This window comes from Oleiagrimonas sp. MCCC 1A03011 (assembly GCF_003267965.1).
Taxonomy (GTDB): domain Bacteria; phylum Pseudomonadota; class Gammaproteobacteria; order Xanthomonadales; family Rhodanobacteraceae; genus Oleiagrimonas; species Oleiagrimonas citrea.
The window spans coordinates 172,436-196,807 of record NZ_MSPY01000005.1; the positions used below are offsets into that span (position 1 = coordinate 172,436).

Genomic DNA, 24,372 nt, shown 5'->3' on the forward strand with positions numbered 1-24,372 from the left:
CGGCTTCCGTTCGACGGAGGCGCGGCGCGCATGAGTCTCTCGGTGGTTCTCAGCCGTGCCCAGGAAGGCGTCAGCGCGCCCCAGGTCATGGTTGAGGTGAATCTTTCCGGCGGTCTGCCCAACACCTTCATCGTCGGTCTGCCCGAGGCGGCCGTGCGCGAGGCACGCGATCGTGTGCGCGTGGCCATCCAGAACACCGCATTCGAATACCCCAGCCGGCGCATCACGGTGAATCTGGCGCCGGCCGAACTGCCCAAGGATGGCGGCCGCTTCGATCTGGCCATCGCGCTGGGCATTCTCGCCGCGGCCAATCAGGTCCCGCGCAAGCGTCTGCACGATTGCGAATTCCTGGGCGAGCTGGCCCTGTCAGGTGAGTTGCGGGCCGTGGCCGGCGTGCTCCCGGCGTTGTTGCATGCCGGCAAGCGCCGACGTCGCGTGGTAGTGCCGCGCGCCAACGCGGCCGAGGCGGCGCTGATTGCCGATGCCGATGTGCTGGTGGCCGATTCGCTGGCCGAGGTCTGCGCATGGCTGCGCGGTGGTGAGGAACTGCAGCGTCCGCAGGCGGCGGTCACCACCTCGGTGCTTCCGGACATGCCGGACCTGGTCGATGTGCGCGGCCAGCTGCAGGCGCGTCGTGCCCTGGAAGTCGCGGCGGCCGGTGGTCATCATCTGCTGCTGGTCGGCCCGCCGGGTACCGGCAAGACCATGCTCGCCGAGCGTTTGCCGGGGATTCTGCCGCCGTTGGGCGAATCCGAAGCCCTGGAGACCTGTGCCGTGCGCTCGGTGGCCGGCGAGGTCATTGATCCGGCGTTGTGGCGAAGGCGTCCCTTTCGTGCACCCCACCACACGGCCTCTGCGGTAGCACTGGTCGGCGGCGGTTCGCGACCGCGCCCCGGCGAGATCTCGCTGGCCCATCACGGCGTGCTGTTTCTCGACGAACTGCCCGAATACGAGCGTCGCGTGCTCGAAGTGCTGCGTGAACCGCTGGAATCGGGACAGATCGTGATTTCGCGTGCCGCGCGGCAGAACACGTTTCCGGCTCAGTTCCAGCTGGTCGCCGCGATGAATCCCTGCCCGTGCGGCTACCACGGCGACCCGGGTGGACGCTGCCGATGCACGCCGGACAAAGTCGCACGATATCGTGGGCGATTGTCCGGCCCCTTGCTCGATCGCATCGATCTGCAGGTCGAGGTGCCGCGCGTGCCGTTGCAGGAGCTGACTACGGCACGACGCGATTACGACGAGGACAGCGCCACGGTGCGTGAACGGGTCATCACGGCGCGGCGCCAGGCGTTGCTGCGCGCGGGGCGTCCGAATGCGGAGATCAGCGTGCGCGAACTCGAACGCGATTGCGCGCTGGGCGCGAAGGAGCGCGTTTGGCTGCAGGACACGCTCGAGCGCCTGCGGTTGTCCGCCCGCGCTTACCACCGCGTGCTGCGCGTGGCGCGCACCCTGGCCGATCTCGATGGTTCGGCCGGTTGCGTCAATCGTGAGCATCTGGCCGAGGCCCTGCAGCTTCGCCGTATCGATGTCTGAGTGGCTGGCTGCGACACTGTGTTCACGTCCGCGAACGGTTCTGCGCTTGACCGGCTTTCATGCCGGGCGGATAATTGAACTGTCGGGTATGCAAAATATCTGACCCGCCGCCCCGGTATCGGATTCCCCTCCCCCTCCCCCGCATCCGATACCGGGGATCGGCCTCTCTTCCTCTTGCTCTCGGTCATCTTCCAGTGTCGTTGCGATCATCGGTTGCCGCGGTGGGTGCATGCGGCCGAATGCCTGGACATGTTGCCGGCGATTGCCGGTACCATCGGCGGCACGACCACTGCGGACGCTGCCACTCGTGATCGTCAATCTCGCGCTCATGCTCACCCTTTTGCTGGTGATCGGCTTCGCTGCGCAATGGCTCGCGTGGCGGGTCAAGTTGCCGGCGATTCTCTTCCTGTTGCTGGCGGGCATCCTGCTCGGTCCGGTCAGCGGTCTGGTGGAGCCGGACAAGTTGCTGGGCAAATGGCTGTTCCCTGCCGTGTCGCTGGCGGTGGCGCTGATCCTGTTCGAGGGCAGCATGACGCTGCGTTTCCACGAACTGCGTGGCATCGGTCGGGCGGTGCGCGGCCTGGTCAGCTACGGTGCCGTGACCGCGCTGCTGATGCTGGCGGCGGCCGCGCACTGGATCGCCGGGCTGGACTGGCCGATCGCGTTCCTGTTCGGCGCACTGGGCTGCGTGACCGGGCCGACGGTGATCGTGCCGATGCTGCGTACCCTGCGACCGGACGCGAAGATCGCCAACACGCTGCGCTGGGAAGGCATCGTCATCGACCCGCTGGGCGCGTTGTTCGCGGTGCTGGTGTTCGAGGCCATCGTCTCGCGCGAGCAGGGACATTCGCTGGGGGTGTTCGCCGCGACCATCGGCAGCGGCGTGGTCATCGGCGTCGTCGGCGCAATCGTGCTGGCCTTCCTGCTGCGTCGCCACCTGATTCCGGAGTACCTGCAGAATTTCGGCACCATGGCCGCGGTGCTGGGCGCGTTCTCGGCTTCCAACGCCATCACGCACGAATCCGGCCTGCTGGCGGTGACCATCATGGGCATCGTCATCGGTAACCGTCGTGACGTGCACATCGATCACATCATGGACTTCAAGGAAGATCTGTCCACGCTGCTGGTATCAATGCTGTTCGTGATTCTCGCGGCGCGGCTGAAGTGGCCGCTCCCGGACGGGATGCTGTTGGGCGGAGCGCTGGTGTTCCTGGCCGCGCAGTTCGTGGTGCGGCCGGTATCGACGTGGCTGGCGACGCTCGGCAGCACGCTGAACTGGCGCCAGCGCGCGCTGATCGCCTGGGTCGCGCCGCGCGGCATCGTGGCCGCGGCAGTCTCGGCGCTGTTCGCCCTGCGGCTGGAGGAACTCAAGGTGCCGGGCGCCGAGGGACTGGTGCCGCTGGTCTTCAGTCTGATCATCGGCACGGTGATCCTGCAGAGCGCCACCTCGCGCCAATTCGCGCGCTGGCTGCGTGTGGCCGAACCCGAGCCCGACGGCGTGCTGGTCTTCGGCGCCGATCCGGTGGCGCGCGCGGTGGCTGCCGCGCTGGCGGCGGCCGATTTCCGGGTCCTGGTCGTTGACGACGACTGGGACGGCATCCGCGCCGCGCGCATGCAGGGCCTGGAAACCTTCTTCGGCAGCCCGACGTCGCAGCATGCCGATCATCACATGGACCTCACCGGCATCGGTCGCCTGCTGGCGATGTCGACACGGCGCGAGCTCAATTCGCTGGCCGTGGTCCACTACCGCCAGGAGTTCGGTCGCGAACGTGTCTATCGCTTGCGCAACCTGGCGCCCGAAGAGCGCCATGACCGCCGCAACTTCGCCGGCAACCTGCTGGCGCCGGCGCTATTCGGCGAGGACATGACCCATGCGCGCTTCGCCGAGATGATGAGCGAGGGCTGGCGCATCAAGTCGACCAAACTCACCGAGACCTTCGACTGGCCGCACTTCGTGGAACAGTACGGTTCCGGTTCGGTGTTGCTGTTCGGCATCGGCGAGCGTGGCGTATTGCGGGTGGTGTCCAGCAAGCGCGAGCTCGATCCGAAGCCGGGTTGGACCGTGATCGTCCTGGTGCCGCCACGTGAACACGAGGATGAAGCGGTGGCGTGATAGGTTAGCGAGCTTGCTTGGTGGGTTCAGACGTTACATCGCACAGGAGTCCTGCATATGCGTATCCGCCGTCGTCGTATCTGCTTCATTCAGATCGCCGACGAACTCGTGCCCGATTTGAGTGCGCTGTTCAGTGGTGATCTGAGACTGGAATCCGAGCCGTCCGCGGAACTGCTTTGTCCCATCAGCGGCGAGCGTTTACGGGTTACCCCGCGCGAACTGGCCCTGTTGGCGCAGATGGTTGCAGGCGAGTGGGTGGATGCCGAGTCGTTTCTTGCGCAGACGCATGTCGATCCCGAAGATCTCCGCGACTTATTGCAACGTCATGTAGTGCTGTCTGATCACAAGGAGGATGTGCTCAGCCGTCAGATCATTGAGAAGGAAGAGCATTTCGAGCAAGTTGGTTGGCTTGATTTGACGGCGATGTATCACGCCATGACGCGTTGGCAAAACGTGGCGAATGACGAGTCGCAAGTGGAGCATACGCCGGAGGCTCATCGCGACCGTCTGAATGAGTGGGTGGAGGAGCGCGGTGCGTTAGTAACGCATTTCCCGCAGCGCGAAGATGCTATCGCTCGGCATGCCATGGAGCTTCCTGCATTTGATTCGTGTCTGGCTGAAATTCTCAAGGCACGTCGGACGACGCGGGCTTTCATCGCCGAGGAAGTTCTGCCGCAGAAGGAGCTTTCCTACGTCTTGTACGGTTGTTTCGGTGCGCAAGGTATTCGCGATCTTGCGCCCGGCGTCACGGCTGTGAAACGCACCAGTGCTTCGGGCGGCGGACTCACGCCCATCGATCCCTATCCGATCATCCTGCGTGTCGAAGGGTTGCGCAGCGGCATCTACCACTACGACATGGGGCGGCATGCATTGGAGCTGTTGGTCGAGAAGACAGAGCAGGAGCTGCGCGATTTCATGCTGGAAATGACGGCGGGGCAGGATTACTTCACACAGATGCAGGCAGCCGTCGTGCACGTGGCGCGCTTCAATCGCCACCATTGGAAATACCGACAGCATGTCAAGGCGTACAAGGCGCTCCTGATGGATTCCGCACACCTGAGCCAGACGTTCTATCTTCTGGCAACGGAACGTAAGCTTGGCGCCTTCTATACGGCAGCCATCAATGATGCGGATCTGGGGGCATGTCTCGGATTGGACCCGATCGAAGCGGCACCCATCGGGATCAGCGGTCTAGGGGTCAAGGCCTCCGAGGAGAACCATGCATTGCATTTCAATCCAGAACCATTTGCTCCGAAATAAAATCTATTATAATCATAAAGTTATATCATGTTATTGACTTTAAAGAAACAACGGGTCCAAGATAGCAGCACAAGGGTATGTCAGCACGAATTCGCTGAGTTGTGAAGAGGCTTGTTGAGTATCGGAATGTGCACGACGTAGCAGTCGCGCTGTGCACATAGGGAGATACACCTCCGAAAACCTCCAGATTCCGTCCGCGACGCACGAGGCATCGTTGGGTCGGAAAAGGAGTCGGGGTCAATGGCGCCTGTGGCTTGATTGGATCAATTTTCTGAGGCGAAAAGACTGCAGTCTGGCTTTGAATCACTTGGGTTAAGCAAGAGCAGTTTCTCTAACACCTGCGAGGATAGGATCATGTTTGATTTCGCTACGAACAACGAAACCATGGGCGCCGCTACCGCAAACTCGAGCAAGAAGGCGTTGGTTCATGCATTCATCGAGCGACTTTCGCGAGACGATGAATTCCGCGCCTATACGGAAGCCAATCCGATAGCCGCAGCTGCGCAGTACGGCTTCGATATGCGTGGCATGGAGGTGCCGGAGGGTGGCATCGTGTTGCCGTCGAAGACAGTTCTCTGCGAGCACCTGGATGCGATTGCGCGCAAGATTGCGGAATCCGCAGTGCCGGTAAAATATTTTCGAATCTGAACTATCGACAAATAAATGGGTGCGAAGAAGCTTTTTAACGCATGGAATCCATGAGGCGGGTTCCATGCGTTTATTTCTGTTCCAGTTAACTATTCGAGGATCACGGGCGATCTGATAATGATCTGGAAGACTTCAAGTTTTCGCTGCTGCTCCATTGCATAAGTTTTTTGGCTGTGATCACAGCCTGTAAGTCGCTGGGCGCTATGCGCCAATAGTCCAGAAATATGCTGGCTTGTCTGGATGCAGCGCTAGGGTCTGTTTTCGATAGCACCTTGGCGTAGTCGAGTACCGCAAAATTCCATTGGATGGCGCGAGTACAGATGCCTAGTTCATTTTCAAACAATTCCCCGAATGCCAGCGGACGTTGCGCGATAACACGCTTATAAGCGGCGGCTGCTCCGGGATCTCCGGCAGCTGCTTTGGCGCGCGCAATAACCTCTAGTAGTTCCCAAAGAGGGTGTGTGTCCGCGCCAGTAGCAATGCGAACGGCTTTCTCGGGGTCGCCTTCCTTGAGGGCAATTTCCGCTTGGGTCACTGTGACTAATTGTGCCCGAATAGGAAAGCCGCGAAGACCTTTGTCGGTATTGATGATTTTAATACTTTGCTTGGCGAGTTGAACATCTCCGAGTCTTGCAGCCCAGCGGCTGAATAGGGCAACTAACACAGGAAAGTCGTAGGGATTGTCGTCGCGCTTGTCTACCGGAATCGACAAAAGCTGTTTCAAGCCGTGGCGCGTCTGATCAAGGGCATCTTGTTCTTTGCCCTGTGCCCACAAGATACCTATGTACTCGAGTCGTAAAGACCACCCGTATGAATTATAGATGGGCTTCGGAATGGTCTGAAGGGCGTGCCGAATATTGTTTTCAGCGCTGCTTAGGTCACCCTGGTCGGCAACGAGAAGCGCACGCCGCGTGGAAAGGCTGACAATGGTGTCTATGTCGCTCGGAACATTGGTTAGGAATGTCGAGGCTTTTGTATATTGACGTGTAGCGACATACGCATCGGCCAGTGCGAGGAAGCGTCCGCGAAAGCCTTCGGCATAGGAGCGTTTGAAGTTCTGAATAGCTTGATCCTCGTGACCAAGCGCAAGTTGGCATGAGGCAAGAATGTAAAGGGAAACGGGTTGAAGTGGCTGGGGCAAGTTCGCGGCGTGTTGCAGATAGGGCAAAGCGGAGTCACAGTCATTCAATTCAGCTGCATAGTTGAGGCCAACATTATTCGCACCAGCAGCATTGTCAGGATAAAGATCCGCGATCATCTTCCATGCTGCCGTTGCGGCGGTACGGGAGGAACGTGCCGTGAGCGCCATGGCTTTCAGCTTCAATAGCTCGAGTGGAGTCAGGTGCTGTTTGAACTTCATCGCCTTGTCAATTTCGCGGCGAGCCTGGGTCATGTTGCCGGTCGCAAAATAGTTAGAAGCTTGAGCAGCGTAAGCGGATGCGAACTTCGGATCTAGTGAAATGGCATGATTGAGCAGGTCCACGGAAAGATTCAGGTCGCCGCGTCCCGCGGCTTGGTCGGCCAAGGAATATGCCCGAAGTGCGTCGAGGTTGGATGTGGTGACTTTGGCGAGTGGGATGCTTGTGGATTTTATTTGTGCCATCGACTCGCCGAGGCTCGCGCGCAAACTGCGCGTGAGGTCGTCGATGGCGGGAACAATTTCGGATTGGCTCTGAATTTTCGTGGAAATTGTTTTGACAATTTTGTTGGTGTTCGAGTCAACGATCTCTGCGCTGAGAACAAGTTCGTGGCCATTGTTGGCCAAGCGAGGGACAATGAGCGCAGAGGCATTGTCTCGCAACGCTACTTCTACGCCAGTTTTTCGGTCGAGTGGTGCAGACGCATCTTTCTTCATGCGCTTCAGCGTCTGTGCAACTTGCTGGGCAGAAATGACATTGACAAAGCGCGACTGCCGAAGACTCATGCGAATCGCGGCTGTGATCGTATTGTCGTAATTATCCTGTCCGGTTTGATTCTGAGTGGCCGCAACGACCACCCAGTCACGCGCAGAGAAGTCGATGGTTGGCGGTTGCCGCACTATGGCCCAGATCGACGTGCCGATTATCAAGGCGATGAGCAGGCTGGCGCCGCTGATCGTGGACGGGCGCCGCCACCACGGCAGGATGCGGCGAGCCACGGAACGTTGCGCGGGGATGGTGAAATCGGCGATGCCGGGTTCGCCGACTTCGAAGACTTCGGTGGCTTCGGCGACGCCGCGTATGCGGTACAGACCGTGTGAGCGCCATTCGGCTTCGGGACAGTCCTCGGCGATCTCCTCGTGGCCGCGACGGGCGATGCTTGCGGCGACGCCGGAAAGCAGGATCTGCTGCGGTCGCGCCAGCGCGGCCAGGCGCGCGGCGACCGGTTTGGCCAGGCCCTCGACCTCGACGGGCTTGGCACCGCGGCTGATGTCTTCGGGACTGTTCTCCCACATCACCACGTCGCCGACATGGATGCCGACACGCGCATGCACCTCGACTTCCTCGGCCTCGGACATGAAGCGCAGGCCGCGCTGGTAGGCCAGCGCGAAGCTGACGGCCTGGGTCGGGCGTTCAAACAGCAGCAGATAGCCGTCGGTCTTGTCGATCTCGCGGCCGTTGTGTTCGTCGATCAGCGCACGCGTCAGGCGGTCGTGCTTGCGTAGTAGCGCGGCGGCACGGCGGTCGCCGAGGCGCTCGACCAGCGCCGTGGAGTCGGCCAGATCGCACACCACCATGGTGCGCAGTACGGGTTGCCCGGCGGCCGTGGCGTGACGCCAGTGAAGGCCGGTGTCCAGGGACTCAGACATGGTCTCAGGTTTCGGCGTCGGTGAGTCCGGCTACGTGCCACCCGTCGCCACCGATGGCCTTGACGCTGTAGAGCGCGCGGTCGATATCGCTGTACCACACCGACCAGCCGTCGATGTAGCGGCACAGGCCGCCGCCGATACTGACGCTGGCGAGCAGCTGCGGTTGATCGACTTCCGCGAAGCCCAGGCGGCGCACGCCCTCGAGGATCTGGTTGGCACGTTCGCACAGTTCGCCGGACGTGTTGACGTGACACAACAGGGCGAACTCGTCGCCGCCGAGGCGGCAGGCGAGATCACAGTTGCGTGTGGCGTCGCTGACTACCCGGGCAACGGCGCACAGCACTTCATCGCCGACCATGTGGCCGCATTGGTCGTTGATCTGCTTGAAGCGATCCAGGTCGATCAACAACAGGCCCAGCTGCAGGTCGCCGCTGGGTGGCGACAGGTTGTCCAGATAGGCGTACAGGCCGCGGCGGTTGCACAGGCCGGTCATGTCGTCGGTGCGCACCTGGTCCTCGGCGCGGGTCAGTTCGCCGCGCGTCTTGCGCAGCGATTCCATGGCGCGGATGAGGTCCTCGTTGCGGCGCTGCAGTCCGAGCACCAATTGCTGCTCGCTGGCGACCAGGTAGGAGAACGAGCGGCGCATGAACTGGACCATGCGGTCGGGCTGACTCTGCAGCAGGATGTCGAAACCGGGCTGGTCCACCGACCACAGTTCGCAGTCGGTCACGGCGACGGCGTCGGCCATGCGCGCGTGATGACCGATAAACAGGGCCAGTTCGCCGAAGAACTCACGCTCGCCCAGCGTCTTGTTCTGCATGTGGCCGGAGAAATCGAGTCGGATCTGCCCGCTGTCGATGATGAACATGCATTGGCCGATCTCGCCGCGGCGGAACAGGACCTGGCCGGCGGCGACGGTGCAGCGGGTGCCCACGGAGCAGAACGAACCCATTTCGGCGCCGGACAGGCGTCGGATGTAGGCGTCGTCGGACAAGTAACCCGAGACGCTCCTGCTGGTTTCGGCATGGGGCGTGACCACAGGCCTGTTCCTCACGAAGACAATTTCCGAGGCTTCATCCTAGCAACTTCGGGCGTTCCGCACACGCGTTTTCGGCAAGAGTGCCAGCGCGGAAAATTCCGCGCTGGCAAGGGCTTGGGTGGGATTCAGGCGGCGTCGGCGTGTGTGGAGGCCTTGAACTGCTCCTCTTCGGTGGAGCCGGACAGGGCCGAAAGCGAGCTCAAGCCGCCGGAAATGGCCTGATTGACGCTGTCGAAGTACCCCGCGCCGACTTCGCGCTGGTGCTTGGCGGCGGTGTAGCCATCCTTCTCGGCGGCGAATTCGGCTTCCTGCAGCTCCACGTAAGCGGCCATCTGCCGCGCCTTGTAGCCGCGCGCGAGTTCGAACATCGAATAGTTCAGCGCGTGGAAGCCGGCCAGCGTGATGAACTGGAACTTGTAGCCCATGGCGGCGATGTCGCGCTGGAACGAGGCGATGGTGGCTTCGTCCAGGTTCTGCTTCCAGTTGAAACTGGGCGAGCAGTTGTAGGCCAGCAGCTTGCCCGGGAACTTGGCGTGGATGGCCTCGGCGAAGCGGCGCGCCTGTTCCAGGTCCGGTGTGGCGGTTTCGCACCAGATCAGGTCGGCATAGGGTGCATAGGCCAGCCCGCGGGCAATGGCCTGATCGATACCCTTGCGGGTTTCGTGGAAACCCTCGACGGTGCGTGTGCCGGTGCAGAACGGCTGGTCGACCGGGTCGACGTCGGCGGTCAGCAGGCCTGCGCCCATGGCGTCGGTGCGTGCCACAATCAGGGTCGGCACGCCGGCGACGTCGGCGGCCAGGCGCGCGGCGACCAGTTTCTGCACGGCTTCCTGCGTCGGCACCAGCACCTTTCCGCCCATGTGGCCGCACTTCTTGGCGCTGGCCAGCTGGTCCTCGAAGTGCACGCCTGCGGCGCCGGCCTCGATCATATGCGACATCAACTCGTAAGCGTTGAGCACGCCACCGAAGCCGGCCTCGGCATCGGCCACGATCGGCACCATCCAGTCGATGTCGTCCTTGCCCTCGGCGTGATGGATCTGGTCGGCGCGCAGCAGCGTGTTGTTGATGCGACGGACCACGCCGGGCACGGAATCGACCGGGTACAGCGACTGGTCCGGGTACATGGTGCCGGCGGAGTTGGCGTCGGCGGCGACTTGCCAGCCGGACAGGTAGATGGCCTGCAGGCCGGCCTTGACCTGCTGCATGGCCTGGTTGCCGGTCAGTGCCCCGAGTGCGTTGACGTAGTCCAGCGAGTGCAGCGAACCCCAGAGGCGCTCGGCGCCCTGGCGGGCCAGCGAGTGCTCGACGTGGACATTACCGCGCAGGCGCACGACTTCGGTGGCGTCGTAGGGGCGGGTGACGCCCTTCCAGCGCGGATCTTCATTCCACTCGCGAGTCAGCTGTTCGGTGGTCGGACGGGTGATGGTGGCGTTCATGATCGTTCTCCGGGTGCGGTGCGGGCGCGGTCAGAGGCGCGCGTAGGCGGGCAGGGTCAGGAAATCGGCCAGGGTGTCGGCGCGGGTCAGTTCAGTGAGCAGCTCGGCGGCCTCGTCGATACGCGCGGCCCCGGGCACGTCGGCATCGCGCAGGCGGTGCGCATGGCTGGCGAGGGCGCGGTCGAACAGGGTCATCGTGATCGGCGCGTGGTCGGTGAATTCCAGGCCGTCGTGGTGCAGCCACTGCCACAGCTGGGCGCGGGCGATTTCGGCGGTGGCGGCGTCTTCCATCAGGTGGTGGATGGGCACGCAGCCCAGGCCGTCGAGCCAGGCGGCGGTGTAGCGCAGCGCCACCTCGACGTTGTTGTCGAAGCCCTCGCGGGTAATGGTGCCGGCGCACGGCGCCAGCAGCTGGTCGCGGCCGATGTCGAGGTTGTCGAGCGGACGGTCGAGCTGGTTGGGGCCGTCCATGTGCGCGTCGAAGATCTCCATCGCCACCGGCACCAGTGCGGGATGCGCGACCCAGGTGCCGTCGTGACCGTCGCGCACTTCGCGCAGCTTGTCGGCGCGGACCTTCTCCAGCGCGGCCTCGTTGGCGGTCGGGTCGTTCTTGATCGGGATCTGCGCGGCCATGCCGCCCATGGCGAACGCGCCGCGGCGGTGGCAGGTGCGGATCAGCAACTGCGAATAGGCGCGCAGGAACGGCACGGTCATGCCGACCTGTCCGCGCTCGGGCAACACGCGCGAGCGGTCGTTCCGGCAGGTCTTGATGTAGGAGAAGATGTAGTCCCAGCGCCCGCAGTTCAGGCCCACGATGCGAGTGCGCAGCGCGTGCAGGATCTCGTCCATCTGGAACGCGGCGGGCAGTGTCTCGATCAGCACGGTGGCCTTCATGCAGCCTGCCGGCAGGTTCAGTTCGTGCTCGGCGAAGGCCATGACCTCGTCCCACAGTGCGGCTTCTTCCATGGATTCGAGCTTGGGCAGGTAGAAGTACGGGCCGCGGTCGCGTTCGTGCAGGGCGCGCGCGTTGTGCCAGGCGAACAGGCCGAAGTCGACCAGCGCCGCGGACAGCGGCAGGCCGTCGAGGGTGAGGTGCGACTCCGGAAGGTGCCAGCCGCGCGGGCGCACGATCAGCACCGCCGGCTTGTCGACAAGGTGGTATTCGCGACCGTCGGGGTTGGTGAAAGCGATACGGCCGTCGACGGCGTCGCGAAGATTGATCTGACCGTCGACCACGTTGGCGAAGGTCGGGGCGTTGGAATCCTCGAAGTCGGCCATGAATACGCGTGCGCCGGAATTGAGCGCATTGATGACCATTTTGCGCGAGACCGGGCCGGTGATCTCCACGCGACGATCGCGCAGCGCTTCGGGGATGGGCGCCACGCGCCAGTCGCCCTCGCGGATGGCGCGGGTGTCCTCGCGGAAGTCCGGCAGTTGCCCGGCGTCGTAATCGCGCTGGCGTTCCTTGCGGCAGGCCAGCAGCTCCAGGCAGCGTGCGTCAAAGCCGTGATGCAGGCGCGCCAGGAAATCCAGCGCGTCGTCCGTGAGGATGGCCGCGCGCTCGGGCGTCATCGGACCGTTGATTTCAATGGTGCCGCGTTCGGGCACGTATTCCTGCAGCACAGACATGGGCCATCTCCGGCAATACGATTCGGAGGTTCAGGCTGCGCCCGGAATATTTATTTGACAAAGTAAATGTTTCAATCCATAACATTGATATGTTCAATGTTATGTGCAAGTCATTGATGCGGCATTGCTAAATCACTCGATTGGGGCAGGTGCATGGCACGAAAGAGTCCCGAAAAAGCCGCCAGACGCGAAACCGGCGCGTCGGAGCAGCGGTTCTACTACAAGGGCAACCGGCACAAGCAGCTGCGCGCCTTCGTGTACACGGTGAAGTTGGGCACGTTCACGCGTGCGGCAGAAGCGCTGTACCTGTCGCAGCCATCGGTGAGTCTGCAGATCAAGGCGCTGGAGCGCGAGTTGGGCGTCACCCTGCTCGAACGCACGCGCCGACGCATCACCGTGACCGACGCCGGCGAGGCGCTGTACGAACTGGCCCGGCCGCTGGTGGAAGGCTGGGAAACGCTGGACCGTGACTTCCATGCCCGCTTGCAGGGCCTGAAGAGCGGTTCGCTGACCATCGCCGCCGGCGCTTCCACCATCCAGTACCTGTTGCCGCCGCTGGTGCAGGCCTACCGCGAACAGATGCCGGCAGTGCATCTGGAGCTGGCCAACGTCACCGGCAAGGACGGCCTGGCTCTGCTGCGCGAGGATGGTGCCGACTTCGCCGTCGGATCGATGCTGGATGTACCGCATGATCTGGCCTACGCGCCGGTCTACCACTTCGACCCGATGCTCATCATGCCGCCCGATCACCCGCTGGCGGCGAAGGACGACATCGCCATCGAGGACCTGTCGCCCTACGGCCTGATCCTGCCGCCGCAGCGGCTGACCACCTATCGCCTGGTCGACCTGGTGTTCCAGCAGCGCCAGGTGCCCTACACCGTCGCCATCGAGGTCGGCGGCTGGGAGGTGATCAAGCATTACGTGGCGATGGGGCTGGGCATCTCCATCGTCACCGGCATCTGCCTGACCGAGGAGGACCACGCACATCTGGCCGTGCGCAACATGCGGCGCTACTTCCCGCAGCGCAGCTATGGCGTGGTCATGCGCAAGGGCAAGTATCTGAGCCCCGAGGCACGCGCCTTCATCGACCTGATCAAGCCGGGGCTGCTGACCCATCGCGAGTACGACGAGTCCGGGCACTCAGCACGCTGAACGAAGCGAGGGCTTTCGGCAATACGATCCGGCGCGAGGTGTTCAAGTCATTGCCGGCAACGGACACTACTCGGAATACGCGGGTACGCCAGCAAGATCGATTACCCATTTCGGCGAAGTCGGTTCGCCGTCGTAGAACTTCCACGACCAGCCCGCGGCAATCGCCCAGCGGTGGATCCAGCTCGTGCCGAGCGCGCCGGTGAATGTGTCCGCACGCTGGTAGGCCGGGTCGCGCATGGCCTCGTCGAGGCTGACGAACCGATAGCCGCGCGCATGCAGTCGGGAGACGAAGTCGGCATAGGTGTCGGCATTGAGCGCATTGGCGTGCAGCAGCATTACTTGTGGCAATGCGTAACCGAGCAGTTTGGTCGAACGGTGCTCGAAATAGTGGACCATCCGCAGCAGGTAGGGGACGTATTGCGCGCGGAGTTTCGCCTGCAAGGCGGTATCGCCGCGGTCGAGCGCCTTGGCGTACGCGGCGGCCCAGATCCAGTCGGAATCGGTGATCGTGACCGGTGCGATGCGATACCCGTGTCGAGTCAGGAACGTCTTGATCGCTGCCTTGTCCTGCAGGGTGCGTCCGGTACGCAGATAGGGGTGGCGGAACCAGTGCGGCTGCAGGTCGCGCTTGGCCAGCAGCGGACGCAACACGGCGTCGCAGGCGAGGATGTCGTTCTCGAAGGCTTGTGTGCCGACCGCGTGCAGGTCGACATGCGTGGCGGTGTGATTACCCAGTTCCAGACCTGCATCGAGCCAGGCATCGAGCATCTCCACGCGGTCCGGCTGCGGTTGGCCGTGAACGAGCAGGCGCGCGGAATTGACGAATCCGATGGCGGGCGCACCCGAATTCTTGATGGCCTGCAGCAGTCGCGTGAATTCGGCGGCGATGCGCGGCGGCACGGTTCCGTGTGCCGGCAGGGGCGTGTCCGGGTCGAGCGTGGCCCAGGGCAGGTCGTCGAAGGTGATGGCGATGCGGCGGTCCGGGGGCTTGGCGACCGTGGCGGTGGTCGCGGACTGTGCCATCGCGGCCGTGAATGGAAGCAGACAAGCGCAAGCCATGCAGGCACGTTGCAACAACCGCTTCATGATTTTCCCCTGTGTGCCAGGAGCGCTCCTATGCGCAACCTGTGTTCGCGGATGCCGCGCACGCGCGTGCGGCACCGTCTTGTTCCGAAGCTCCTCGCTCAATGCACCGATGGGCAGCGATCGGCGCGGAACTCGCAGAAGCGGTAGCGCAGCTGCAAACCGATATTGGTGCCCTCGTAGTACCCCGATTGATTCAGGCGCTGGCTGTAGCCGATGCGGCCGACCAGCTGCCAATGCGTGAAGATGCCCAGAGTCAGTTCGGCGTTGGCGTCGATGGCGCGTTTCCAGGTGCGGAAAGTCTCGTCCTTCTGTCGGCCGAGTGCCGCCGACAGGTACAGCCCGACTTCCTGACCGAAGGGAATGTAGGTGGATGCCGTGGCCGCGAAACGGCGGTAGCGACTGGGGCTGTAATAGCCATTGTTGGTGTTGCGGGAATTGTGCTGCCCTTCCGCCTGCAGGCCGACATCGATCATTGCCCGCTCGCCGCGGTACACCGCGCGGGCATAGCTGGCCAGCAGGGATGTGCGTTGGTTGTGGTCGGCGAAATCGTCGCCGGCGATGCGCGCGTCGAAGCGGTCGCGCAGCGTCGGTGTCCAGTGCAGGTCGACGGCAAGGCCATTACGCATCAAGGGCAGTGCGCGCGGCGAGGCATCGACGCGGTCCCGATCGAGCGTGATCGCATAGCGGAAGGCATCGCTGGTGCGTTGCGAAAGTTGCAGATGGCCGATCACCTTGCTGTCGCTACCGGAGCCGTTGTCGATCCGCGAATTGCCCAGCCACAGTTCCAGTGCGGTGTCGGGCGAAGGCGCGTAGCGCAGGCCGGTGCCGACACGATCCTCGTTGACGTGGTTGTCGCCGATCAGCGGAGCGAATGGACCGCCGAACGTGGCCGAGTGCCTGCGGTGCGAGACACTGGCCAGCAACCGCCAGCGGTCCGATAGCCAGAACATGCTGTCGAGCGTGGTGGTGCGTATTTCGATGTCATCCGAGTCGCTGTATACCGAGGGAGTCAGGCCGACCCAGGAAAACAGCGGCAGGCGTACCGCCTTGGCAAGGTCCATGGTGTCCCGGCTGTCTGGTTTGATCGCCTGCACGGTGGCCAGCGCGGGCAGTGCCTGATGCGGCCACTCGCCCTGACGAAGGATCAGTGCCTGGGTCCAGGCGTTGTCGTAATCGGACGGATCGGCGGCATACAGCGGAGCGTTGAGCGCCAGCGCGGCATTGCGGCGATCGGCCCAGGCCAGCACGCGAGCGCGCAATGCGGTGGCTTCCTCGTCATCGGGGCCGAATCGGGCGAGCGCGTCTTCCGCCTTCGCGTAGTCGCCCATCCAGGCGAGGAAACGCGCACGGTCGAGTTGCGCGGCGTGGTCGCCAGGATGCTTGGCCAGGTAGGCGTCGATGAGGCGAAGCGCCTTGCCGGTGTGGCCGGCCCAGGATGCGTTCAGTGCCGGTTGATAGGCGACCGCGTTCTGGGCGAAAGCCGGCTTCAGGGCAAGGGAGCAAGCAAGCGCGCAGGTGAACAGGCTGATCCGACCCAGCGCCGAAGCGCGGGCCCATGCCCGGCGATGGGAGGTCATTTGCGCCATTTGCGGTTCCTCGTGATCCACAGGTGGACGGTGAACACGCCGATGGTGTAGAGCTCGGCGACCATCAGGAAGTAGCGGAGCGGCGTGATCAGAAGGCCTTTCCCCATCGATTTCAGACGACTTCCGGGCGAGACCACGCCAAGGATGAGCAGTGACAGCAGGACCTCCACCGCGACCGTGACCCACAGCGGTTCCCACCACTGCATCAGCAGCATGATGATGAGCGTGGTCGGGAATCCGAGCTTCTCCACCGCGCCCATGAAGATCACCCAGCCGATCGGGCGGCCGTATTTCTTGGTGACTTCTTCGCCGAACGCCTGGCGGTAGGGTTCCTGAATCTTGCGCATCTCGCGGATGCGTTTCTGCTCGCTGGCCTTCTTCTCGTGCATCCGCTTGGCGAAACGACGGAATGCCTTGAACGGACTGCGCATCAGGTCGTCGAAGTAGAAGCAGCTCTGCAGGAACGAGGACGACCACAGGAACACCTGGCGCGGCAGGCGCGTGGCTTCGGGTTCTTCCGAGCGCGCGATCACGTCGTTGAGCTGGATGTTGCGGTAGCCCTCGTTGTTCAGCGCGAAGCCGATGAAGATGTCCTCGGACGTGGTCAGGTCGTCGCCGAGCAGCGGCTCGTAGTGGTCGAACAGGTTCTTGATGTACTTGCGGCGGTAGGCCACGGCGCAGCCGACCGGGTTGGTGATGCCGCCGAAGAAGACCATCTGGCCGTGGTACACGAAGCCCTGCAGGAAGCGGTACAGGCAATCGCGGTACATGTTGGTCAGGCCCCACCACATCAGGTGCATGCGGCCGCGTTTCTCCATCGGGTCGTGCCAGTCGCCGTCGGCGAGCAGGGGCGCGAATTCCGGGGTCTCGGCGAGTTTGCGGCGATCGCTCAGGCGCATCGGCAGGATGGTGCCGCAGGCGCTGGCGATGCCCACGCCCTGGTACAGCTCCTGCACGCAGCGTTCGATGTAGGTGGTCGATTCCAGGAACGTGTCGCCGTCGAGAATGAACTCGACATCGGCGTCGAATTCGCGTGCCTGACGCTTGATGGTCGGCGTCTTGCCGATCGAGCTGGCCCGGCGGATCACCGTGATCTTGAGGCCGAGCTTGACGGCGGACCGTTCGGCCAGGCCCGCGGTGTCGTCGCCGCTGCCGTCGTCGACCACGATGATGTGGCGCGGCTTGACGGTCTGCCGGGCGAGCGAGGCCAGGCAGTGCGGCAGATTCTCGGTCTCGCGGTAGGCGGGAATGACCACGTCGACCACGGCGGTGCGCCAGTCCTCGGCCGGCGTCGGAACCGTCTTGTCCGGCCCGCGCAGCAGGCCGATGGCGCTCAGCAGTGCGTTAGGACTGATGACAAACCATGGAGCGGTGGCCATGTCCGTTCTCCTTCGACTGATTTTCGCGGCTCGTGCGGATCAACTCGTCGAGCGTGTCCTCCAGCGTGTGTTCGTGCTCGAAGCCGGTCAGTTGGCGCAGGCGGTCGAGCACCGGGCGGCGACGGCGGATGTCTTCGAAATCCTCGCCGTAGGCGGTGACGTAGGGCACGTGCTGAATGATCGAGTCGCTGCCGGCGCGTTCGCGCACCAACTCGGCGAGGTCGTTGACGGAGATCTCGCGGTCGTTGCCGACGTTGACCACCAGGCCTTCGGCGGTCGCCTTGGCGGCGAGCATGTCCAGCGCGCGCGAAGTGTCGCGCACGTCGCAGAAGGAGCGCGTCTGCAGACCATCGCCGTACACGGTGATCTCTTCGCCCTTGACGGCCTGTTCGACGAAGCGCGGCACCACCATGCCGTAGCGGCCGGTCTGGCGCGGTCCGGTGGTGTTGAACAGGCGTGCGATGACGGTCGGAATGTCGAACTTCTGCGCGTAGGAAAGTCCCAGCGCCTCGTCGGCGATCTTGCTGACCGAATAGTTCCAGCGCGTGCCGGCGCGGGTCGACACCGACAGATCCATCTGTTCGTGCAGTTCGCTTTCCAGGCGGTGGCCGTAGACCTCGGAACTGGAGGCGATGACCACATGCGGTTTCCAGCCGCTGGCGGTGACCGCACGCAACAGACGCTCGCAGGCCGCGATGTTGGTGGCCAGCACGCGTGTCGGCTCGGCGATCACGCGGTACACGCCGACCACGGCGGCCAGGTGGTAGATGCGGTCGGCCCAGGCGGCCGCGCGCTCGAGTCCGTCCCATACCAGCATGTCGGCATGGTCGAAACGGAAATTGGGATAGCCCTCGAGGAGCTGGATGTTGGCGCGGTTGCCGGTCGACAGGTCATCGACCACATGAACCTTGTCGCCTCGCGCCAAGTGACGTTGCGCGACATGCGAGCCGATGAAGCCCGCACCCCCTGTAATCAGCACATGCATATCCGACCCCTGTATCCAACGCCGGCGATCCATGGCCGCAATGGTGCGGGACTTCTCGCGCGGCGGGGGTCAATATGTACCATATTTGTGAATCCCATCACAGAAAAACAGTTGACGTTCCTGTCTTGCCTAAGTAATAGGCCGTTTTGCATAGCATAGCGCGTGCGCGCGGTGGCCGCGTGCACGCATTCCGCAATTTGCAGGGGATTTCAGGCGCCGCGGTGCTTGCCGCGCGCGCCTTGGAAGAGCGCGCGAATGCGCGCGAGATCGGCATCCATGTCGCCGCTGGTGTGCTGCAGCGGACCCAGCGTGAAGGTCTTGCTGGGGAAGTCGATCAGCACTGGAAGAATCGGTACCTGCGCCGCATGCGCGATGCGCAGGAAGCCGGACTTCCATCGCTCCACGTGCTTGCGCGTGCCCTCGGGCGTGATGCCCAGCCACATGCGTTCGCGGCCGGCGAAGCGCTGCTGCATCTGCTCGACGACGCCGATGGCGGCCGTCCGGTCGATCGGGATCAATCCGAAGCCGCGCAGGATCGGTCCCAGTGGGCCGTCCATGACTTCGCGCTTGATCATGATGTTGATGTCCAGGCCGAGCGCGGATTTCATCAGCAGCCCCCACACGCCGTCCCAGTAGGACGAGTGCGGTGCACCGATGATGACTAGCTTGGGCACGTTGGGCAGCGTGCCGGCCAGGCGCCAGCCGGCCATGCGCAGCAGCAGTCGGCTGAGTCGCGAGCCGAGGCCGCGACGCGTGCGTGGTGCCTGCGGCGGCATCTCGGGCAGGATGGGTGGACTCATTCGCGGCTCCAGTCACGCGAACGCGTCTGCTTGATGCGTCCGCGCTGCTGCTTGGCCTGCAGGCGGCGTTCCTTGGATGCGCGCGTCGGGCGTGTGGCGATGCGTTTCTTCGGCGCCTGCGTGGCGCTGCGCACCAGGCTTGCCAGGCGCTCGCGCGCGTCTTCGCGGTTGCGCGCCTGGTCGCGGAAACGGCGGGCCTGAATCACCACCATGCCATCGGCGGTGATGCGGCGATCATGGCGATGCAGCAGACGCGTGCGCACCGCTTCCGGAAGCGTCGGCGAATGCGCTGCATCGAAACGCAGCTCGACGGCGCTTTCCGTGCGGTTCACATGCTGCCCGCCCGGCCCCGCCGCGCGCACGAAACGCTCGGTCAGTTCCGATTCGGGAATGGCGATGGAGCGGTTCACGCGAAGCATACGGGCAGTGTAGCGGGGAAGGCGTTGCAGTTCGCCGACAGCCGTTCAGCGGCCGCGTGGCCAGCTGAACACGAAGGCGAGCAGTCCGAGGCCGGCGGCGATGCCGGGAATCCACGGTCCGTGTTGCGGCGCCAGCGACCAGACCAGGGCCGCGCCGAGCACCAGTGTGGCGCCGATCAGGCCGCCCGCCAGCAGGCGGCGCGAGCGGCGCGCCTCGACGTGCAGGCGCTGCAGATCCTCGGAGGCGAAATGCACGCGTGTCTGTCCGGCCACGCTCTGCTCCAGCATTTCACGCGCCAGATCGGGCATGCGCGGTGCCGCGTGCAGCCACTCCGGCAGACGGCGGCGCAGCGTGTGCAGGGCACGGCGCGGGCTGTAGCGTTCGCGCAGGATGCGCTTGAGCACCGGATGGGCTACCGACCAGATGTCGATCTCCGGATCGAGCATGCGGCCTACGCCCTCGATGTTGAGCAGAGTCTTCTGCAGCAAGATCAGCTGCGGCTGCAAGGTCAGTTCGAAGCGGCGCGCGGTGTTGAACAGCTTGGCCACCACCTCGGCCAGCGAGATCTGCGACAGCGGCCGTGTGAAGTACGGCTCGCACACCGTGCGCACGGCGGCTTCCAGTTCGTCCACGCGCACGTGGCGCGGCATCCAGCCTGCGGCCAGGTGCAGTTCGGCGATGCGTCGGTAGTCTCGCTCGAACAGGGCGATGAAGTTCTCCGCCAGCCAGTACTGGTCGGCTTCGGGCAGCGAGCCCATGATGCCGAAATCCAGCGCGATGAAGCGCGGCTCGCGACTGGAGAGGTCGACCCAGATATTGCCGGGGTGTGCATCGGCGTGAAAGAAGTTGTCGCGGAACACCTGCTCGTAGAACAGGCGCACGCCCATCGCCGCCAGCGCGCGTCGGTCGATGCCGGCGGCCTCGATGGCCTCGACATCGTCGGCCGGCACGCCGTGCACGCGCTCCAGGGTCAGCACGCGGGCGCTGGAGTGGTCCCAGTAGACCGCCGGCACCTTCAATTCCGACGAGTGCTCGAAGTTGCGGCCGAGCAGGCTGGCGTTGGCGCCTTCGCGCTGCAGGTCGAGTTCGTTTTCCAGCGTCTTCTCGATTTCGGCGACGACGTCCATCGGCCGGATCTTGTCGGCGTTGGGATGCCAGCGCTGCGCCAGTTCGCCCAGCGCGTGCAGCAGGTCGACGTCGCGGCGGATGCGCTTGTCGATGCCGGGGCGCAGCACTTTGACCACCACGCTGGTGCCGTCGTGCAGTTCCGCTGCATGCACTTGGGCGATCGAGGCCGAGGCCAGTGGTTCCTCGTCGAATCGGGCGAAGAGTTCGGTGACCGGGTGGCCCAGCGATGCTTCGACGATGGCGCGCGCTTCGGTGCCGGGGAATGGCGGTACCTGGTCCTGCAAGGACGCCAGCTCGTCGGCGATGTCCTCGGGAATCAGGTCGCGGCGCGTGGACAGCACCTGCCCGGCCTTGACGAAGATCGGCCCCAGCTCGTTCATGGCCAGGCGCAGGCGTGCGCCGCGCGGCAGGTCGCGTACGTCGGCACGGGCGCGCGGCAGCACCGCGCGGATCAGTTTCAGCGGGCGAAACAGGTGCGCGGCGTCGACCAGTTCGTCGAGGCGATAGCGCAGCAGCACGCTGGCCACGCGTAGCAGCCGCGGGGCAAGACGGAGCGGCGTCATGCGTTCGGCTCCAGCGTGCGGGACAGGCGTTTCAGGCGCGCATCGAGGCGTTCGGCGCGTTCGCGCAGGGCATCGACGTCGTCGAGGAAGTCATCCATTTCCGCGGGCGCGATGGTCAGGCGCGATTCCTCGCGCAGCCAGTCGGCAGTGTCTTCCACGGCATGCTTCGCGCCGCGCCGCAGGTGGTGGACGCCGCGCTGCAGCGTGCGCGCCAGCGGCACGCCGAGCACATCGCCGAAACGTTGTGCGAAGGTTTCTTCGACGTCCGGCGCATAACCGCGCGCGAGCTTTTCGAGTTGGCGCGCGAGACCGGCGTCGCCGGCGATCTCGACCTTGCCCGGCGCGATGCCGTCCTCGCCGCGCTGCGCGGCCATGGCCAGCAGGCTGCCCGGGCTGGCGGTCACGCGCAGTGCGGGCTCGGCGTCCGGCGTCTCCGGTGCCGGGCCGACACGAAGACGGCCGTCCTCGACCTGCACAGACAGTGTCAGTTCCGGGCCGCGCATGTGCACGATCACGCGTCGCCCTTCCAGCGCGCGCATGCGGTCGCGCGTCTCCGGGTCGAGATCGACGGCGCGGTTCAGCGCGCTTTCCAGGGCGCGACCGGCGAGCTTGCGCATCGGTCGCGGCAGCAGCGGTGAGGCTTCGTTCATGCGCCGATTGTACCTGTTGCCAGACGCCGTCCGCGTGGCGTCACGCCGCACCGGGAAAGCCGAGTTGCCGCCATGCCTCGAACACGGTCACGGCGACCGCGTTCGAAAGGTTCAGGCTGCGGCTGTTGGCCTGCATCGGCAGACGCAGGCGCTGGGCTTCGGGCAGGCGTGCGAGCACGTTGTCGGGCAGTCCGGCGGTTTCGCGCCCGAACAGCAGTGCGTCGCCGTCGGCGAACGCGGTGGTGTAGGGCGAGCGCGTGGCGCGTGTGGTCAGGGCGAAGACGCGCGGTGTGCGCAGTGCGTCGAGGCAGGCGTCGAGATCGTCGTGCACGCGCAGCGAGGCGTACTCGTGATAGTCGAGGCCGGCGCGTCGCAGGCGCTTGTCGTCCAGTTCGAAGCCGAGTGGGCGGATCAAGTGCAGCGACGCGCCGGTATTGGCGCACAGGCGGATGACGTTACCGGTGTTCGGCGGGATTTCTGGACAGTGGAGGATGACGTGCAGCATCCGTCCATTATCGCCGCCGTTGCGGTCCGCGTCAGTTCGCGCGGACGCACAGTACGCCGTCCGGAAGCAGCGGGCAGGCCAGCGGGGTGATGGCGCTGGCTTCGACCACGCGGGCCTGCGCTTGCGTGGACGTCTGCGCGGCCACCTGCGAGGCGACCGAGGTGCCGAACAGCATCGAGCCGACGGTGGCGGCGCACAACATCATGCATACGACGAACAGGCCGCGTAACAGGAAGCTTTCGAATTTCATGAGTGTTCTCCATTCAGCGAAGGGGGGAGTCCCTGCATGGATACACTCGCAAGTCGCGTGCCAAGCCTGTAGTGACAAGTAAGTCACTGATTTCATGATGCTTGTCAGATTGCATGTCGATGCATGCAAATGTCCGCGGACGGACAGATGCACGCGGTCGGACACTGCGGACGTCCGCGCCGTCGTCGTGAAATGCGCCGGGCCGGCATGATAGGCGGCGGTGTCTGTGCCATGAGTCATGGGGCGGGTGCGGTCGCTTCAAAAAGCCTTCGAAAAGGCTTTGCATTGGATTATGAAAACGTTTACAGTTGCGCCCGTCTATCAACCGAGGGGCGGGGTGTACCGACATGTCGGTCACGATCAAAGACGTTGCGAAAGCGGCCAATGTGTCCGTGGCATCCGTGTCGCGGGTCCTCAACGGACGCGACAATGTCAACGAGGAGACGCGCAAGCGCATCCTCGCCGCGGTGCGCCGTCTGCGCTACATGCCCAACGGCGCCGCGCGCAGCCTGATCACCCGTCGTACGCACACGCTCGGCGCATTGCTGCCCGACCTTCACGGCGAATTCTTTTCCGAGTTGATCCGCGGCATCGATATCGCGGCCCGCGCCCGTGGACTGCACCTGCTGGTGTCCAGTTCGCACGGCGATGTCGATGAGGCCGCGGCCGCGCTGCGCACCATGCGTGGAAAGGTGGACGGCCTGCTGGTGATGTCGCCGTACGCCGACGCCGACTTCCTTGCCGACAACCTTCCTCCTGCCCTGCCCACCGTGCTCATCAATACGCCGCACACGCCGGATAACTGCATGGCGATGAGCGTGGACAACCACGCCGGCGCGTACGCCATGGTCGAGCACCTGGCCTCGCTGGGCCATCGGCACATTGCATTCATCAGCGGTCCCGAAGACAACTTCGAGGCCCAGAACCGACTGCACGGCTATCGCGATGCGATGGCCGCGCTCCTGCCCGGGGTGCCCATCCAGATTCTGGAGGGCGAGTTCACGGACAACTCAGGCTACCTGGCAGGACAGCATCTGCTGCAACTGGAGCAACGCCCCGATGCTGTATTCGCAGCCAACGACATGATGGCGATCGGCTGCCTGTCCGCCTTGCACGAAGCAGGATTGCGTGTCCCCGAGGACATCGCGCTGGCGGGCTTCGACGATATTCCGCTGGCGCGTTACATCACGCCGAAGCTGACCACGGTGCGTGTGCACATCGCCGAACTCGGCGAACAGGCGCTTGCGCGTCTGGTGCAGGCCATCGAGGACCCCAGCGCGGACGCAGAGCGCGAAAAGACGCTTCAGTCCGAACTGGTGCTGCGGGCCTCCAGCGGAACCAGCGCACAAGAGACGCGGCGAAAGACCGCCCATGCAAGCAAAGTTTGAGGGAGACCCCACCATGCAACGTTCAAGCAAG

Annotated in this window: 20 protein-coding genes; 6 read left to right on the plus strand and 14 right to left on the minus strand. The window is 64.1% G+C overall.

Features of this window, described 5'->3' with window-relative positions; genetic code table 11:
* Positions 1-30 precede the first annotated feature (30 nt).
* The 4 genes from BTJ49_RS11470 (at position 31) to BTJ49_RS11485 (ending at position 5,557) form a co-directional block, all read left to right on the plus strand.
* The gene (locus BTJ49_RS11470; protein WP_113065533.1) at positions 31-1,536 is read left to right on the plus strand and encodes a YifB family Mg chelatase-like AAA ATPase; all 1,506 of its coding nucleotides are present in this window, start codon (positions 31-33) and stop codon (positions 1,534-1,536) included.
* A gap of 307 nt (positions 1,537-1,843) precedes the next feature.
* The gene (locus tag BTJ49_RS11475; protein ID WP_113065534.1) at positions 1,844-3,649 is read left to right on the plus strand and encodes a sodium:proton antiporter; all 1,806 of its coding nucleotides are present in this window, start codon (positions 1,844-1,846) and stop codon (positions 3,647-3,649) included.
* Positions 3,650-3,706: 57 nt separating this feature from the next.
* Positions 3,707-4,909 (plus strand): putative peptide maturation dehydrogenase, encoded by a 1,203-nt coding sequence (locus BTJ49_RS11480; RefSeq protein ID WP_113065535.1) that lies wholly within the window; start codon positions 3,707-3,709, stop codon positions 4,907-4,909.
* 354 nt (positions 4,910-5,263) lie between these two features.
* Positions 5,264-5,557 (plus strand): hypothetical protein, encoded by a 294-nt coding sequence (locus BTJ49_RS11485; RefSeq protein ID WP_113065536.1) that lies wholly within the window; start codon positions 5,264-5,266, stop codon positions 5,555-5,557.
* A 100-nt stretch (positions 5,558-5,657) separates the two neighbouring features.
* On the opposite strand, the gene BTJ49_RS11490 is transcribed toward BTJ49_RS11485, so the two are convergent.
* From BTJ49_RS11490 to aceB, 4 genes are all read right to left on the minus strand, one after another.
* Complete coding sequence (locus tag BTJ49_RS11490) at positions 5,658-8,345, minus strand: putative peptide modification system cyclase (protein WP_113065537.1); 2,688 nt, start codon at positions 8,343-8,345, stop codon at positions 5,658-5,660.
* Positions 8,346-8,349: 4 nt separating this feature from the next.
* Positions 8,350-9,339 (minus strand): GGDEF domain-containing protein, encoded by a 990-nt coding sequence (locus tag BTJ49_RS11495; RefSeq protein ID WP_113065538.1) that lies wholly within the window; start codon positions 9,337-9,339, stop codon positions 8,350-8,352.
* A gap of 170 nt (positions 9,340-9,509) precedes the next feature.
* Positions 9,510-10,820, minus strand: a complete 1,311-nt coding sequence (gene aceA / locus BTJ49_RS11500; RefSeq protein WP_113065539.1) for an isocitrate lyase — start codon at positions 10,818-10,820, stop codon at positions 9,510-9,512.
* Between the two features lie 30 nt (positions 10,821-10,850).
* Complete coding sequence (gene aceB, locus BTJ49_RS11505) at positions 10,851-12,449, minus strand: malate synthase A (RefSeq protein WP_113065540.1); 1,599 nt, start codon at positions 12,447-12,449, stop codon at positions 10,851-10,853.
* A gap of 153 nt (positions 12,450-12,602) precedes the next feature.
* Between aceB and BTJ49_RS11510 the strand changes: the two genes are divergently transcribed.
* A complete protein-coding gene (locus tag BTJ49_RS11510; protein ID WP_113065541.1) occupies positions 12,603-13,601 on the plus strand; it encodes a LysR family transcriptional regulator in 999 nt (332 codons plus the stop codon).
* A gap of 66 nt (positions 13,602-13,667) precedes the next feature.
* Here BTJ49_RS11510 and BTJ49_RS11515 read toward each other — a convergent pair whose 3' ends face one another.
* The 10 genes from BTJ49_RS11515 to BTJ49_RS11560 form a co-directional block, all read right to left on the minus strand.
* On the minus strand, positions 13,668-14,687 hold the full coding sequence (locus BTJ49_RS11515) for a polysaccharide deacetylase family protein (protein WP_113065542.1): 1,020 nt from the start codon (positions 14,685-14,687) through the stop codon (positions 13,668-13,670).
* 98 nt (positions 14,688-14,785) lie between these two features.
* Positions 14,786-16,273: a hypothetical protein gene (locus BTJ49_RS11520; protein WP_113065543.1), complete on the minus strand. Its 1,488-nt coding sequence runs from the start codon at positions 16,271-16,273 to the stop codon at positions 14,786-14,788.
* Positions 16,261-17,652 (minus strand): glycosyltransferase, encoded by a 1,392-nt coding sequence (locus BTJ49_RS11525; protein WP_113065544.1) that lies wholly within the window; start codon positions 17,650-17,652, stop codon positions 16,261-16,263. Before BTJ49_RS11525 ends, BTJ49_RS11520 begins: the two co-directional genes overlap by 13 nt.
* Positions 17,618-18,637: an NAD-dependent epimerase/dehydratase family protein gene (locus BTJ49_RS11530; RefSeq protein WP_113065545.1), complete on the minus strand. Its 1,020-nt coding sequence runs from the start codon at positions 18,635-18,637 to the stop codon at positions 17,618-17,620. The genes BTJ49_RS11525 and BTJ49_RS11530 overlap by 35 nt, the downstream gene beginning before the upstream one ends.
* Positions 18,638-18,846: 209 nt before the next feature.
* Complete coding sequence (locus BTJ49_RS11535) at positions 18,847-19,437, minus strand: 1-acyl-sn-glycerol-3-phosphate acyltransferase (protein WP_113065546.1); 591 nt, start codon at positions 19,435-19,437, stop codon at positions 18,847-18,849.
* Complete coding sequence (arfB, locus tag BTJ49_RS11540; protein WP_113065547.1) at positions 19,434-19,856, minus strand: alternative ribosome rescue aminoacyl-tRNA hydrolase ArfB; 423 nt, start codon at positions 19,854-19,856, stop codon at positions 19,434-19,436. Before arfB ends, BTJ49_RS11535 begins: the two co-directional genes overlap by 4 nt.
* A gap of 45 nt (positions 19,857-19,901) precedes the next feature.
* Positions 19,902-21,548: a ubiquinone biosynthesis regulatory protein kinase UbiB gene (gene ubiB, locus BTJ49_RS11545; protein WP_113065548.1), complete on the minus strand. Its 1,647-nt coding sequence runs from the start codon at positions 21,546-21,548 to the stop codon at positions 19,902-19,904.
* Complete coding sequence (locus BTJ49_RS11550; protein WP_113065549.1) at positions 21,545-22,198, minus strand: SCP2 sterol-binding domain-containing protein; 654 nt, start codon at positions 22,196-22,198, stop codon at positions 21,545-21,547. The genes ubiB and BTJ49_RS11550 overlap by 4 nt, the downstream gene beginning before the upstream one ends.
* 40 nt (positions 22,199-22,238) lie before the next feature.
* Entirely contained in the window at positions 22,239-22,703 is a 465-nt protein-coding gene (gene trmL / locus BTJ49_RS11555) for a tRNA (uridine(34)/cytosine(34)/5-carboxymethylaminomethyluridine(34)-2'-O)-methyltransferase TrmL (protein ID WP_113065550.1), read from the minus strand.
* Between the two features lie 31 nt (positions 22,704-22,734).
* Complete coding sequence (locus BTJ49_RS11560) at positions 22,735-22,953, minus strand: hypothetical protein (protein ID WP_113065551.1); 219 nt, start codon at positions 22,951-22,953, stop codon at positions 22,735-22,737.
* A 347-nt stretch (positions 22,954-23,300) separates the two neighbouring features.
* Between BTJ49_RS11560 and BTJ49_RS11565 the strand changes: the two genes are divergently transcribed.
* Positions 23,301-24,341: a LacI family DNA-binding transcriptional regulator gene (locus BTJ49_RS11565; protein ID WP_113065552.1), complete on the plus strand. Its 1,041-nt coding sequence runs from the start codon at positions 23,301-23,303 to the stop codon at positions 24,339-24,341.
* Positions 24,342-24,372 lie beyond the last annotated feature (31 nt).

What these genes read in the sequence shown, in the direction of transcription:
- BTJ49_RS11470 (WP_113065533.1), top strand. Translation starts at nt 31, where the DNA reads ATGAGTCTCTCGGTGGTTCTCAGCCGTGCCCAGGAAGGCGTCAGCGCG.
- BTJ49_RS11480 (WP_113065535.1), top strand. Translation starts at nt 3,707, where the DNA reads ATGCGTATCCGCCGTCGTCGTATCTGCTTCATTCAGATCGCCGACGAA.
- BTJ49_RS11485 (WP_113065536.1), top strand. Translation starts at nt 5,264, where the DNA reads ATGTTTGATTTCGCTACGAACAACGAAACCATGGGCGCCGCTACCGCA.
- BTJ49_RS11490 (WP_113065537.1), bottom strand. Translation starts at nt 8,345, where the DNA reads ATGTCTGAGTCCCTGGACACCGGCCTTCACTGGCGTCACGCCACGGCC.
- aceA (WP_113065539.1), bottom strand. Translation starts at nt 10,820, where the DNA reads ATGAACGCCACCATCACCCGTCCGACCACCGAACAGCTGACTCGCGAG.
- aceB (WP_113065540.1), bottom strand. Translation starts at nt 12,449, where the DNA reads ATGTCTGTGCTGCAGGAATACGTGCCCGAACGCGGCACCATTGAAATC.
- BTJ49_RS11510 (WP_113065541.1), top strand. Translation starts at nt 12,603, where the DNA reads ATGGCACGAAAGAGTCCCGAAAAAGCCGCCAGACGCGAAACCGGCGCG.
- BTJ49_RS11515 (WP_113065542.1), bottom strand. Translation starts at nt 14,687, where the DNA reads ATGAAGCGGTTGTTGCAACGTGCCTGCATGGCTTGCGCTTGTCTGCTT.
- BTJ49_RS11520 (WP_113065543.1), bottom strand. Translation starts at nt 16,273, where the DNA reads ATGGCGCAAATGACCTCCCATCGCCGGGCATGGGCCCGCGCTTCGGCG.
- BTJ49_RS11525 (WP_113065544.1), bottom strand. Translation starts at nt 17,652, where the DNA reads ATGGCCACCGCTCCATGGTTTGTCATCAGTCCTAACGCACTGCTGAGC.
- BTJ49_RS11530 (WP_113065545.1), bottom strand. Translation starts at nt 18,637, where the DNA reads ATGCATGTGCTGATTACAGGGGGTGCGGGCTTCATCGGCTCGCATGTC.
- BTJ49_RS11535 (WP_113065546.1), bottom strand. Translation starts at nt 19,437, where the DNA reads ATGAGTCCACCCATCCTGCCCGAGATGCCGCCGCAGGCACCACGCACG.
- arfB (WP_113065547.1), bottom strand. Translation starts at nt 19,856, where the DNA reads ATGCTTCGCGTGAACCGCTCCATCGCCATTCCCGAATCGGAACTGACC.
- ubiB (WP_113065548.1), bottom strand. Translation starts at nt 21,548, where the DNA reads ATGACGCCGCTCCGTCTTGCCCCGCGGCTGCTACGCGTGGCCAGCGTG.
- BTJ49_RS11550 (WP_113065549.1), bottom strand. Translation starts at nt 22,198, where the DNA reads ATGAACGAAGCCTCACCGCTGCTGCCGCGACCGATGCGCAAGCTCGCC.
- trmL (WP_113065550.1), bottom strand. Translation starts at nt 22,703, where the DNA reads ATGCTGCACGTCATCCTCCACTGTCCAGAAATCCCGCCGAACACCGGT.
- BTJ49_RS11560 (WP_113065551.1), bottom strand. Translation starts at nt 22,953, where the DNA reads ATGAAATTCGAAAGCTTCCTGTTACGCGGCCTGTTCGTCGTATGCATG.
- BTJ49_RS11565 (WP_113065552.1), top strand. Translation starts at nt 23,301, where the DNA reads ATGTCGGTCACGATCAAAGACGTTGCGAAAGCGGCCAATGTGTCCGTG.